At 33.9% G+C, this 13,287-nt stretch carries 10 protein-coding genes; 7 read left to right on the forward strand and 3 right to left on the reverse strand.

Features of this window, described 5'->3' with window-relative positions; genetic code table 11:
- The first annotated feature begins 103 nt into the window (after nucleotides 1–103).
- Entirely contained in the window at nucleotides 104–523 is a 420-nt protein-coding gene (locus IR010_RS03580; RefSeq protein ID WP_029269391.1) for an OsmC family protein, read from the forward strand.
- 74 nt (nucleotides 524–597) lie between these two features.
- On the opposite strand, the gene IR010_RS03585 is transcribed toward IR010_RS03580, so the two are convergent.
- Both IR010_RS03585 and gyrA read right to left on the reverse strand, forming a co-directional pair.
- On the reverse strand, nucleotides 598–1,869 hold the full coding sequence (locus tag IR010_RS03585) for a tetratricopeptide repeat protein (RefSeq protein ID WP_194601670.1): 1,272 nt from the start codon (nucleotides 1,867–1,869) through the stop codon (nucleotides 598–600).
- A 41-nt stretch (nucleotides 1,870–1,910) separates the two neighbouring features.
- Nucleotides 1,911–4,550: a DNA gyrase subunit A gene (gene gyrA, locus IR010_RS03590; protein ID WP_029269388.1), complete on the reverse strand. Its 2,640-nt coding sequence runs from the start codon at nucleotides 4,548–4,550 to the stop codon at nucleotides 1,911–1,913.
- A gap of 258 nt (nucleotides 4,551–4,808) precedes the next feature.
- On the opposite strand from gyrA, the gene IR010_RS03595 reads away from it, so the two are divergent.
- From IR010_RS03595 to IR010_RS03620, 6 genes are all read left to right on the forward strand, one after another.
- On the forward strand, nucleotides 4,809–7,355 hold the full coding sequence (locus IR010_RS03595) for an ATP-dependent Clp protease ATP-binding subunit (protein WP_029269386.1): 2,547 nt from the start codon (nucleotides 4,809–4,811) through the stop codon (nucleotides 7,353–7,355).
- A gap of 140 nt (nucleotides 7,356–7,495) precedes the next feature.
- The gene (rimK, locus tag IR010_RS03600; RefSeq protein ID WP_029269384.1) at nucleotides 7,496–8,866 is read left to right on the forward strand and encodes a 30S ribosomal protein S6--L-glutamate ligase; all 1,371 of its coding nucleotides are present in this window, start codon (nucleotides 7,496–7,498) and stop codon (nucleotides 8,864–8,866) included.
- Between the two features lie 85 nt (nucleotides 8,867–8,951).
- A complete protein-coding gene (locus tag IR010_RS03605) occupies nucleotides 8,952–9,467 on the forward strand; it encodes a DUF421 domain-containing protein (RefSeq protein ID WP_029269382.1) in 516 nt (171 codons plus the stop codon).
- Between the two features lie 105 nt (nucleotides 9,468–9,572).
- On the forward strand, nucleotides 9,573–9,908 hold the full coding sequence (locus tag IR010_RS03610) for a PadR family transcriptional regulator (RefSeq protein ID WP_029269381.1): 336 nt from the start codon (nucleotides 9,573–9,575) through the stop codon (nucleotides 9,906–9,908).
- Entirely contained in the window at nucleotides 9,905–10,522 is a 618-nt protein-coding gene (locus tag IR010_RS03615; RefSeq protein WP_194566771.1) for a hypothetical protein, read from the forward strand. Before IR010_RS03610 ends, IR010_RS03615 begins: the two co-directional genes overlap by 4 nt.
- Entirely contained in the window at nucleotides 10,519–11,832 is a 1,314-nt protein-coding gene (locus IR010_RS03620) for a serine hydrolase domain-containing protein (protein ID WP_194601672.1), read from the forward strand. Before IR010_RS03615 ends, IR010_RS03620 begins: the two co-directional genes overlap by 4 nt.
- Nucleotides 11,833–11,938: 106 nt before the next feature.
- Here the strand turns inward: IR010_RS03620 and IR010_RS03625 are convergent, their stop codons facing one another.
- Nucleotides 11,939–13,270 (reverse strand): inorganic phosphate transporter, encoded by a 1,332-nt coding sequence (locus IR010_RS03625; protein WP_029269367.1) that lies wholly within the window; start codon nucleotides 13,268–13,270, stop codon nucleotides 11,939–11,941.
- Nucleotides 13,271–13,287: the final 17 nt, after the last annotated feature.

A 13,287-nucleotide genomic window follows, 5' to 3' on the forward strand; every position in this document is an offset into this window, starting at 1 on the left:
AAACTATTCTGAAAAATATTGATTATATTTGATAATATGATATCAATTGATAATCAATCAATCAATCAATAAAAATAAATTATTAATTCTAATAACTAGAAAAATGAAATTTACAAGAAAAGCAAACGCCAACTGGCAAGGAACCGGTATGGAGGGAAAAGGAACAATAAGCACACAAAGTACTACTTTAGATAAGGCACAACTATCATTTAAAACGAGATTCGCAGACGGAGTTGGAACAAATCCTGAAGAACTTGTTGCAGCAGCGCATTCAGGATGTTTTACAATGCAGTTGAGCTTTTTATTGAATGAAGCCGGATTTACCGCTGATGATTTAGCTACAGAAGCGACAGTAACTTTTGAAGACGGATCAATTACTTTAATTCATTTAGATCTAAAAGGAAAAGTTCCTTCTATTTCACAAGAAGAATTCGCTGCTACTGCTGCTAAAGCAAAAGAAATCTGCCCGATTTCAAAACTTTTAAATACTACTATTACGCTTACAGCAACTCTAGTTAGCTAGTAAAGTAATTTTTGAACATAAAAAAACCATCCCGTAAAAAAGGGATGGTTTTATTTTTAGACTAATAACGAATATTAGTTCATTGTCGCTTTTAAAGCTTTTGCTTCAGCAGTCATTTCTAATGCTTTGTAAACACCTAGCAATGTTTTAGCTACATCTTCATTTTTAGGATCTAACTCATTTGCTTTTTTAAGGTAAGGAATTACACCTTTAAAGACATTTTCTCTTTTTGCTTTTAATTCATCGTAACGCTTCATATCTTTTGCAGAAGTACCCAATTTATTCATCTCGTCAATGATTGGTTTTTCAGCTTCTAATTTTAACGCAGCAAGGTTAAGATAAGCATTTGTGTAATCAGGTTTAATTTCAATAGCTTTTAAGTAGTATTTTTCAGCATCTGCAGGGTTCTTTGCATTTGCACTGATAACTCCAAGATTAAAGATCAAATCAGGATTGTTTGGGTCTTTTTGCAAAGCTTCTCCAACTAATTTTTTGTATTGATCAAAATCTTTAGTTTCAAGATACAAGTTAGCTTCTGTTAAAAGCAAAGAAGTATCTTCTGGGTTCGTTTTTCTTGCATCAGCAATTGCTTTCTTAGCTTCTTCAATTTTTCCTTTTTGAACTAAAATTAGCGCTAAGTTTTTGTAGATTTCTCCTCTTTTAGATGGAATAGCTTCAGTTTTAGGTTTTTCGTGTGTTCCTAATTTAACAGCCAAATCTCTTTCATTTGCAGTATTAAAACCATCTTCGTTACCTGAAATTTTATTTACAGCCGTATAACTGGTACCTTTTCCAGAATAGTTTATTTTTTTCAACTCTTCATACATTGGCAATGCAGTATCGTAATCTTGAGCATTAACAGCCGTAGAAGCTGCATAATACAAATTGATTGTATCTTTTTTGTCTAATGCATAAGCCTCATACAATTTTTTAGCTCCTTCAGAATGTTTGTTAGCCTGAGTATCAGCAATTGCAGAATTAATCAATTTTCCTTTAATTTCAGTAATTGAAGCTGCAGCTTGAGTTGAGTATTTTTGTTTTCCAGATGTTTTTTCAACATCAATTAATGTTTTATAGGTTTCAGCAGCAAGAGATAAGTTTTTACTTTCTTCTACTTTTTTGTTTGCTAAATCTAAATAAGCGTTACCCTTTACAAAATAGTATTGTGCCTGTTCAACATCTTTGGCATTTACTATTAGGTTTTCAGCATCTTTCAATATGGCAATTGCTCCCTGAGCATCTCCACTTTTTAGAGCTTTTTCAGCATTTTTAATCTGATCTTTTTGAGCAAAAGTAGCTACCGAAATCAATAATGCTGACGCTAGTATTACATACTTACTTTTCATAATATTCAATTTGTGTATTTAATTTTAATTTTCTGTGGTTATTATTCTTCTGATTCTTCTTCAGAATCGTCTTCGTCTTCTACTTCTTCTTCAGAATCATCATCTTCATCATCTTCTGCAGTTCCATCATCTTCAAGAACTTCTAAATCTGGCTTAACTCTTTCGATAGCAGATTCAATAACATTTCCATCTTCGTCAACGACAACTTCTGCAACATCATCTTTCATAACTTTTGTTACAGCAGCAATAGAATCTTTACCTTTTAAGTTAATTAATCGAACTCCTTGTGTTGCACGACCCATTACACGTAAATCTTCAATAGCCATTCTAATTGTTAATCCAGATTTATTAATGATCATTAAATCATCAGCATCTGTTACAGCGTTAATTGAAATTAATTTTCCTGTTTTCTCTGTAATATTAAGCGTTTTAACTCCTTTACCTCCACGGTTTGTGATTCTGTAAACATCTTCTCCATCTTCATCAACTAGTTTGGTACGTTTTCCGTATCCATTTTCAGTTACAACTAAAATTTGAGAATCGTTAACATCATTTTTACCCACAGTAACCATACCAATTACTTCATCAGTATCATCTTTTAAGGTAATTCCTCGAACTCCAGAAGCTGTTCTTCCCATCGGACGAGTTTTGGTTTCTTCAAAACGAACCAATTTCCCAGACTTAACCGCTAAGATAATTTGGCTTTCTCCATCTGTTAATTTTGCTTCTAAAAGCTCATCTCCTTCTTTAATAGTAATAGCAGCAACACCGTTTACACGAGGTTTAGAATATTTCTCTAAAGAAGTTTTCTTAACCTGGCCTTGTTTTGTTACCATTACAAGATTATGACTGTTAATATAATCTTTGTCTTTTAAGTCTTGGGTACAAATGAAAGCTTTTACTTTATCATCACTTTCAATGTTTACCAAGTTCTGAATTGCTCTTCCTTTTGCTGTTTTACTTCCTTCCGGAATTTCGTAAACACGCATCCAGAAACATTTTCCTTTCTGGGTAAAGAACATCATATATTGATGGTTGGTTGCAACGAACATATGCTCAAGAAAATCTTGATCTCTTGTTCCTGCACTTTTTTGTCCAACTCCTCCTCTATTCTGTGTTTTGTATTCTGTTAAGTTGGTACGTTTGATGTAACCAGCGTGTGAAATGGTAATTACTACATTTTCATCAGCTATCAAATCTTCGATACTTACATCTCCACCAGAATATTCAATTTGAGAACGACGGGCATCTCCATATTTCTCACGAATTTCTTCCAATTCTTCTTTGATTAAAGCAGTTCTTAGATTCACATCTGCTAATAAAGCTTTTAAGTGCTCAATTAACTTCATTAATTCTTCGAACTCAGCTCTTAGCTTATCTTGCTCCAGACCTGTTAACTGACGTAAACGCATCTCAACAATAGCACGAGCCTGAATATCTGACAAATTAAATCTTTCGATCAATTTTTCACGAGCTTCTTCTGTATTTTTAGAACCTCTGATGATAGCAATTACTTCGTCTATATTGTCAGAAGCAATAATTAAACCTTCTAAAATATGTGCTCTTTCTTCAGCTTTACGCAATTCAAACTGCGTTCTGCGAACTACAACATCATGACGGTGCTCAATAAAATAGTGAATCATATCTTTTAGATTCAACATTTGAGGACGTCCTTTTACCAATGCAATATTATTTACACTGAAAGAAGATTGTAATGAAGTAAACTTATATAAGGTATTCAAAACTACGTTTGGCGTAGCATCACGTTTCAAGATATAAACGATACGCATACCGTTTCTGTCCGACTCATCACGAATATTGGCAATACCTTCAATTTTTTTATCATTAACTAAATCAGCCGTACGTTTGATCATTTCGGCTTTGTTAACCTGATATGGAATCTCAGTAACAATAATACATTCTCTTCCGTCAACTTCTTCGAAACCAACTTTTGCACGCATTACAATACGCCCTCTACCCGTTTTAAAAGCTTCACGAACACCTTCATAACCATATATTACACCACCAGTTGGAAAATCTGGCGCTTTAATATGTGTTATTAATTCATCTATTTCAATATCGTTATTATCAAGGTATGCTAATGTACCATTGATAACTTCTGTTAAGTTGTGTGGAGGCATATTAGTTGCCATACCAACTGCAATACCTGTTGCACCGTTTACCAATAAGGTAGGAACTCTAGTTGGCATTACTTTTGGCTCATATAAAGTATCGTCAAAGTTCAATTGAAAATCAACTGTTTCTTTTTCGATATCTGCCATAATATCTTCTGATATCTTACGCATTCTGGCCTCAGTATAACGCATTGCTGCAGGGCTGTCGCCATCTACAGATCCAAAGTTACCTTGACCATCCACTAATAAATATCGCATACTCCACTCTTGAGCCATACGCACCATTGCATCATAAACAGAGGTATCTCCGTGCGGGTGATACTTACCTAATACCTCTCCTACGATTCTCGCAGATTTTTTGTGGGCAGATCTTGATGTTACTCCTAAGTCATACATTCCGTAAAGAACTCTTCGATGCACTGGTTTCAAGCCATCTCTAACATCCGGAAGCGCTCTTGATACAATTACTGACATCGAATAATCGATGTAAGCTGATTTCATTTCATCTTCAATGTTAATAGGAATTAACTTTTCTCCTTCAGACATAAGTTGTTATGTTTTAATAATTACATTAGTTTCAAAGCGTGCCAAGATACGGTTTTTTGAAATTTTTTCAGCTATTTACTTACACTTATTTCAATGATTTATTAACAACTTTATTTCCACTTTTAGTTAATAAATTAAGCGTTTTTTAACGCTTTTATTGTTATTTTTTTTGTCAATTAGCTGACAGGAGTTCTCGAAGGGTACGGTTTTTGTTTTTCAAACTGTAATTCACTAAATTTACAATACCAATTATATATTATGGATGATAATTTTTCACCAAGAGTAAAAGATGTTATTACATACAGTAAGGAAGAAGCCCTTCGTTTAGGACACGACTTTATTGGTACTGAACATCTAATGCTAGGCATTTTAAGAGATGGTAACGGAAAAGCTATTCATATACTTAATAACCTAGCAGTCGATTTAGACCATTTACGCAGGAAGGTAGAAATACTGAGTCCAGCCAACCAGAGCGTTGAAGTAAATGCCGAAAAGAAGAATCTTCATCTTACGCGTCAGGCGGAAAGAGCCTTGAAGACCACTTTTTTAGAGGCAAAAGTATTTCAGAGCTCGTCGATTAGCACGGCACACTTGCTTTTATGCATCTTACGAAACGAAAACGATCCAACAACCAAGCTATTGAATAAGCTAAAAATAGATTATGACATAGCTAAAGAACAATATTTAAATATGACTCCAAACGAAGAAGAATTCTTAGAAAACTTGCCAAGAAACGAATCGTATAATGACGATTCAGGACAAGATGACAGTCTTAAAGAAAGTAGTTTCAACAATCCAGCCAATAAGTCAAACAAAAAATCTAAGACTCCGGTTTTAGATAATTTTGGGAGAGATTTAACAGAAATGGCAGAAGAAGGAAAACTAGATCCGGTTGTAGGAAGAGAGAAAGAAATTGAACGTGTTTCTCAAATTCTAAGCCGTAGAAAAAAGAACAACCCACTTTTAATTGGAGAGCCTGGAGTTGGTAAGTCTGCTATTGCAGAGGGACTTGCTCTTAGAATTATCCAAAAGAAAGTATCACGTATTCTTTTCAATAAACGTGTTGTAACTCTTGATCTGGCAAGTTTAGTTGCCGGAACAAAATATAGAGGACAATTTGAAGAAAGAATGAAAGCCGTAATGAACGAGCTTGAAAAAAATGATGATATCATTCTTTTTATTGATGAAATTCACACTATTGTAGGTGCTGGCGGCGCAACAGGTTCTCTTGATGCCTCAAACATGTTTAAACCTGCTTTAGCAAGAGGCGAAATCCAATGTATTGGAGCCACAACTCTTGATGAATACAGACAATATATTGAGAAAGATGGGGCTTTAGAAAGACGTTTCCAAAAAGTAATTGTAGAACCAACTTCTGTTGAAGAAACGATTGCTATTTTGAACAACATTAAAGACAAATACGAAGATCACCACAACGTAACATACACTCAAGAAGCAATTGAAGCTTGTGTAAAATTAACAAACAGATATATGTCTGAGCGTTTTTTACCAGACAAAGCGATTGATGCTCTTGACGAAGCTGGTTCGCGCGTACACATTACGAATATTGATGTTCCGAAACAAATTTTAGATTTAGAACGTCAATTAGAAGAAGTGCGTGAAAACAAAAATATGGTTGTTAAAAAACAAAAATATGAAGAAGCAGCCAAACTTCGCGATGATGAAAAACGTATCGAAAAAGATCTAGCTGTTGCGCAAGAACAATGGGAAGAAGATTCTAAAAACAACAGAATTGAAGTTACAGAAGATAATGTAGCCGATGTTGTTTCGATGATGACAGGAATTCCTGTTAACAGAATTGCACAGACAGAAAGCAATAAATTAGCCAAATTGCCTGAATTGATTCAGAATAAAGTAATTGGTCAAAATGATGCTGTATTAAAAATTGCTCGTTCTATTCAACGTAACAGAGCCGGACTTAAAGATCCGAACAAACCAATTGGTTCGTTTATTTTCTTAGGTCAGACTGGTGTTGGTAAAACACAGCTAGCAAAAGTATTAGCAAAAGAATTATTTGATTCTGAAGATGCATTAGTTCGTATTGACATGAGCGAATACATGGAGAAATTTGCGATCTCTCGTTTAGTTGGAGCGCCTCCAGGATACGTTGGTTATGAAGAAGGTGGACAATTGACTGAAAAAGTTCGTAGAAAACCATATTGTGTTGTTCTTTTAGATGAGATCGAAAAAGCGCATCCAGATGTGTTTAATATGATGCTTCAGGTTTTAGATGATGGATATTTGACAGATAGTTTAGGCCGTAAAATCGACTTTAAAAACACTATCATTATCATGACATCTAACGTTGGTGCACGCCAATTAAAAGATTTCGGACAAGGTGTTGGATTTGGAACTGCTGCAAAAGTGGCTCAAGCCGATGAAAACTCAAAAAGCATTATCGAAAATGCATTGAAAAAAACCTTCGCTCCTGAATTCTTAAACAGAATTGATGATGTAATTGTATTTAACGCATTAGAAAAAGAAGATATTGATTTGATTATTGATATTGAACTTGCAAAACTATACTCTCGTATTGCTGAATTAGGTTACAAACTGAATCTTACAGACAAAGCAAAAGCATTTATTGCTGAAAAAGGCTTCGACAGACAATTTGGTGCAAGACCTCTAAAAAGAGCAATTCAGAAGTATGTTGAAGATTTGTTAGCTGAAGAAATCATTACTTCTAAAATACATTCAGGTGATGAAATCTTAATGGATTTGAAAGATGACTCTCAAGAACTTTCAGTAGAAATTCACAAAGCAGAAGAACCGACTAATCAATAAATTAGTTTAAATTTATAACAAAAATAATTTACCCGTTACGTTTTCATAACATAACGGGTATTTTTTTTAGGTAATTTACTATCTTTAGTAAAAGCAAATAGCTATTTTTGAATTTCAATTCTATAACATAAAAACAAAGTATGCTTCAAAACAAAGTCATTTTAGGCAGTGAAGAATGGTGCTCATTTCCAGAACTAGGAATCCCTACAATCAAAGCTCGTGTGGATTCAGGTGCTAAAACTTCGGCAATGCACGCCATAAACATAGCTCCTTTTATAAAAAATGATGCCAATTGGGTGAAATTTGATATTAATCCAATTCAGAATAATACCAAAACTATCATTCATTGCGAAGCACCGCTGGTTGATAAACGAATTGTAAAAAGCTCAAGTGGTTTTAGAGAACATCGATATGTTATTCAGACAAACCTAAAAATTGGCGATGTAAAATGGCCAATAGAAATGACTTTAACAAACCGAGATTCAATGGGTTTCCGCATGCTTTTAGGCCGTGAAGCCATGAGCGGACGTGTTTTAGTGGATCCTGAAGAAAAATATCTTTTAGGACAGCCGTCTACTGAAACTTTAAAAGAATTATATCAAAATTCCGAAAAAGCAACCTCTGGTTTGCGAATCGGACTTTTGGCGAGTAATCCAGAATTATACAGTAACAAAAGGATCATGGAAGCTGGTGAAATGCGCGGTCATGAAATGCATTTTTTGAATATTAAAGAATGTTACATGAAACTCGATGCCAAAACTCCAGAGATTCATTATAGAGGCGGAAAAATATTAAATCAGTTTGATGCTATTATTCCGAGAATTCGACCAAGCATTACTTTTTACGGCTGTGCCTTAACGCGTCAATTTGAAGCTTTGAAGGTATTTGTTTTAAATTCAGCTACAGCTATAACACAGTCTCGTGATAAATTATATTCACTGCAATTGCTTTTAAACAGCGGGATAGATATTCCAACAACTGGTTTTGCCAATTCACCTTTAGATACTGACAATTTAATTAAAATGGTTGGAGGTTCTCCTTTAATCGTAAAGTTATTGGAAGGAACGCAAGGAAAAGGAGTTGTTTTAGCCGAAACTAAAAAAGCTGCTGAAAGCGTTATCAATGCTTTTAAAAGTTTAAATGCCAATATTTTAGTTCAAGAATTCATTAAAGAAGCAAATGGAAAAGATATCCGTTGTTTTGTAATTGATGGAAAGGTTGTCGCAGCCATTCAGCGTGAAGCAATGCCGGGCGAATTTAGAGCTAATATTCATCTTGGGGGAACTGCATCGGTAATTAAAGTAACTGCCGAAGAGAAAAAAATTGCCATAAAAGCAGCAAAGGCAATGGATTTAAAAGTTGCCGGAGTTGATATCATCCGCTCTTCAAAAGGTCCGTTATTATTAGAAGTAAACTCTTCTCCAGGTCTTGAAGGAATTGAAGGCGCAACGAATAAAGATGTAGCAGGAGAAATGATTAAAGCGATTGAGAAAAATTTTAAACTCATCTAAACTTCATATCATAAAATTATTTTAGCAGCTTTGTCAAAGTTTAAACCTTTGACAAAGTTTTTTTTTAACTTTAGAATAAAAAATTATGCTTTTCCCTTATTTAGATATTGTTTTAAGAAGTGCCGCGGTTTATTTTTTCATGACAATTGCATTACGAATCTTTGGTAAAAAAGAACTTTCGCAATTAAATACTGCCGACATTATTCTGATTTTATTAATTAGTAATTCGGTCCAAAACGCGATGGTTGGCCCAGACACTAGCTTATGGGGAGGTTTGGTTGCGGCTTTGGTTTTATTTGTGATTAATTTTGTTATCAAAAAATTAACCCATAAATACAAAATCCTAAACGATTTACTTTTAGACAAACCAGAAATTTTAATTCACGACGGAAAATTAGATTTTGATGCCTTAAGCAAATTAGACATTTCTAACGATGAACTTAAAGAAGCAATGCGTGAACATGGTTTAGAGCATTTTACCGATGTAAAGCTTTGTATGCTGGAAATTGACGGTACTATAAGCGTAATTTCAGAAGATAAAAAGCAATTAAAGCAAACGCATTATAAGCGCAAGCACAATCATAAGAATTTTAGAAAGTAAAAAAAAAAAAAAATAACTACTTAAAAATCAAATAGTTAATTATTTTACATTAAAAACTTAGCTATATACTTTGTTATACTATGTGTTTTGTTATACATTAGCAGAATGAACGAAACATTTGTAGCAAATTGGAAATCGCAGGTAAAGAAAGGAACATTGACTTTTATTATTCTGAACGTACTCAAAAATAATGAGTACTATGGTTATGAACTTATCGAACAAATAAGAAAACATACCGAAATAGAAATTGCTGAAGGAACACTTTATCCGTTAATGAACCGGTTAAAAACAGAAGAATTGGTAGATTCAAAATGGGTAGAACAGGAAACTGGAATTCCAAGAAAATATTATTCATTAACTGACGCTGGGATAAAAACTTTAAGTGAGATGAATATCTATTGGGAAAACCTAGAAAAATCAATCAAAAAAATCATTCAATGAAAATAGAAGACATTAAATTCGAACAAAAAGCTTCACAAAGAATTTATTCAGACTACATGAAGCGCGTCAAAAAAGCCACAGCTTCTTTGTCAAAAATCAATCAAGATGACATTTATATGGAATTCAACAGTCATATTTTTGAAGCCATTCAGTATAAAAAAGAAGCAAATGAAATTGACGCCCTTTTAGACATAATAGAAAAATTAGGCGTGCCAGAAGAGGTTTTAAAACCACTCGTTGCAGATAAAAAACTGGAACAGGCGACAAAAACTTTTAACCCTGTTCATGTGTTTAAAGCTTTGATATTGAACTTCACAAACGGTATTTCGTATATCTTTTTCTTTGTTTTATATCTTTTTCTATTTGGTTTTGTTTTCCTGATTTTCGCTAAAATTTTCAATCCATCACTTGTTGGGCTGTATATGAAAAAAGACTCTTTTTCTGTTTTCGTATTGGGACTCATCAATCCCGAAGATCAAATCAAAAGCCAAACTTATGAAGTCCTAGGCAATTGGTTTATTCCGGTAATGTTACTGTCAATCGTATTATTTTATTTTCTTATCACGCTATTACTAAAGCTCAAAAAATCAATCAATCAAAAAACGCTATTATGAAAAAAATTATTACCTGCTTATTTACACTTGTTATTACAAGTGCTTTTGCTCAAACTTTCAATGCCAAAAGAATGGATAGTTTGTTTCTTCTTTTAGAAAAAAACAACAAATACATGGGGAGTATTGCAATTTCTGAAAATGGAAAAACAATCTACTCCAGATCAATTGGATTTGATGATATTGCTACTTCAAAAAAGTCAAGCATAAACACGAAGTACAGAATTGGTTCAATTTCTAAAACATTTACGGCTTCTCTTATTTTTAAAGCGGTCGAAGAGAACAAAATCAATTTGAATCAAACTATCGACAAGTATTTTCCAACAATAAAAAATGCCAAAACTATTACAATCAGTAATTTATTAAATCATAGAAGTGGGATTCATGATTTTACAAATGATCCGGATTACTTGAAATGGAATACACAGCCGCAATCACGAGCTAAAATGACAGAAAAAATTGCTGCAGGAGAAATTGTTTTTGAACCTGACACAAAAAGTCAATACAGTAATTCTAACTATGTTTTATTATCGTTTATTCTCGAAGATGTTTACAAGAAATCGTACGCTGAAATTTTAAATCAGAAGATTATTAAACCTCTAAAATTGAAAAACACGTATTTGGGTGGGAAAATAAGCATTGAAAATAACGAATCCTACTCTTATACTTTGGCCGGAAAATGGGAAAAAGAAAGTGAAACCGATATGTCAATTCCGCTTGGAGCTGGAGCAATTGTTTCTAATCCAACAGATTTGAACTTTTTTATCGAAAGTCTTTTTGCCGGAAAAGTTGTTTCTATGGAACACCTTAATGAAATGAAAACCATAAAAGGCAAATATGGGATGGGAATTTTAGAATTTCCTTATTTCGAAAGAAAAAGCTACGGACATAATGGCTCAATCGACGGATTTAGGGCTATTTTGGGTTATTTTCCTGAAGATAAATTAGCGTTGTCTATTACTTCAAACGGAATGGGTTACGACAATAACAACATTTTATTATGCGCCTTGAGTTCTTATTTCCGTAAACCTTTTAGCATGCCAACTTTTAGCAATGTTGCAGTTACTCCAGAAACTTTGGATTTGTACTCTGGAACATACGGAAGTTCGCAGATTCCATTAAAAATAAGCATTTCAAAAAAAGACAACACACTAATTGCACAGGCTACAGGACAACCTTCTTTTCCTTTAGAAGCGACTGCTGTTAACATATTCAAATTTGATGCAGCCGGAGTTGTACTAGAGTTTAATGCTGGTAAAAAAGAAATGATTTTAAAACAAGGAGGAAAAGAATTTTTATTTTCGAAAGAATAAAAATCATAAAAAACTATAATAAAAAAGCCGATTTCAATTTGAAATCGGCTTTAAAATATGTATATAAAATGTGATTTACATCTCACATTTCCCAAAAATCATTTTATTAAATAAATACACTTAGTATAAAATAAACCAATCCTGCCAAAATAGCTGAAATCGGAATCGTTAAAATCCACGCCCAGATTAAACTTACGGTTACTCCCCAGCGAACTGCAGAAACACGTTTTGTTAATCCAACCCCTATAATAGAACCTGTAATTGTATGTGTAGTACTTACTGGAATTTTTAAATGTTCTGTGAAATAAAGTGTTAAAGCACCAGCAGTTTCAGCAGCAACACCTTCAAATGAAGTTACTTTTGTGATTTTAGAACCCATTGTTTTTACAATTTTCCAACCACCGCTCAAAGTTCCTGCAGCAATAGCAGAATAACAGGCTAACGGAATCCATCCTGGCATTACTCCTTTTATTCCTAAGTCATCATTTGGCAATACAACGTCTAACCAAGAATCCATATGAACACCTGGATTTGTATGAATAAATACAGCTACAGCAGCTGCAATAATACCCATTACTTTTTGTGAATCATTTCCTCCGTGCCCTAAACTAAAAGCTGCAGAAGATAGCAATTGCATTTTTTTCAAAGCAGCATCTGCCTGATGAAGATTCAAACTGCTGAATATTAAACAAAAAGCACTTACTGTCAAGATAATAAAAGCAACTAAAAACCATTTAATATTATGCGGATCGAAAGCTACGCTCCAAAAATGTGATTCGAATCTAGGTTTGTCAATTTCTGCATAAGGCACCATTAATCTGCTAACCAGCCAAACTGTAGCAATCATTAAAGCGACTGTAAATATTTTAGGCCAAATACTTTTACGAGAAGCATTTAATAACCAAATCGAAATTAAATAAGAAGCAAATGCACCCAATAATGGCGCTAAAACAATAAAAGCGATTATAATAAGAACCCCGGAAGGCATTCCGCCATCTTTTCCTGCCTTATACCAGCTTACAATTTCGTACCAATAATGTGTAGCTCCATCTTCGCCAATATAACCTGAGAAACCGTGTACGGCTATCGCGTGAGCAACCGCTGCTCCCGCAAAACCACCAATAAGGGTATGAGATGAACTTGAAGGAATTCCTAACCACCAAGTCAATAAATTCCAACAAATTGCTGCAATAACACCGGCTAGAATTACTACTAGGTTAATCTCCATGGTGTGCGCTGTCTTAGCAACAGTATCTGCAACACCAAATCCGAAAACCCAATAAGCTAAAAAGTTAAAAAATGCTGCCCAAAGAACGGCCTGAAAAGGCGTTAGAACCTTTGTAGCAACAACAGTCGCTATAGCATTTGCCGCATCATGAAAACCATTGATGTAATCAAAAATTAAAGCTAATACTATAATAATTATAAGTAGCGTCATAAAATTATAACTTCAGA

The sequence above is a fragment of the Flavobacterium sp. MR2016-29 genome (genome assembly GCF_015350695.1).
Lineage (GTDB): Bacteria > Bacteroidota > Bacteroidia > Flavobacteriales > Flavobacteriaceae > Flavobacterium.

What these genes read in the sequence shown, in the direction of transcription:
- IR010_RS03580 (WP_029269391.1), top strand. Translation starts at nt 104, where the DNA reads ATGAAATTTACAAGAAAAGCAAACGCCAACTGGCAAGGAACCGGTATG.
- IR010_RS03585 (WP_194601670.1), bottom strand. Translation starts at nt 1,869, where the DNA reads ATGAAAAGTAAGTATGTAATACTAGCGTCAGCATTATTGATTTCGGTA.
- gyrA (WP_029269388.1), bottom strand. Translation starts at nt 4,550, where the DNA reads ATGTCTGAAGGAGAAAAGTTAATTCCTATTAACATTGAAGATGAAATG.
- IR010_RS03595 (WP_029269386.1), top strand. Translation starts at nt 4,809, where the DNA reads ATGGATGATAATTTTTCACCAAGAGTAAAAGATGTTATTACATACAGT.
- rimK (WP_029269384.1), top strand. Translation starts at nt 7,496, where the DNA reads ATGCTTCAAAACAAAGTCATTTTAGGCAGTGAAGAATGGTGCTCATTT.
- IR010_RS03605 (WP_029269382.1), top strand. Translation starts at nt 8,952, where the DNA reads ATGCTTTTCCCTTATTTAGATATTGTTTTAAGAAGTGCCGCGGTTTAT.
- IR010_RS03610 (WP_029269381.1), top strand. Translation starts at nt 9,573, where the DNA reads ATGAACGAAACATTTGTAGCAAATTGGAAATCGCAGGTAAAGAAAGGA.
- IR010_RS03615 (WP_194566771.1), top strand. Translation starts at nt 9,905, where the DNA reads ATGAAAATAGAAGACATTAAATTCGAACAAAAAGCTTCACAAAGAATT.
- IR010_RS03620 (WP_194601672.1), top strand. Translation starts at nt 10,519, where the DNA reads ATGAAAAAAATTATTACCTGCTTATTTACACTTGTTATTACAAGTGCT.
- IR010_RS03625 (WP_029269367.1), bottom strand. Translation starts at nt 13,270, where the DNA reads ATGACGCTACTTATAATTATTATAGTATTAGCTTTAATTTTTGATTAC.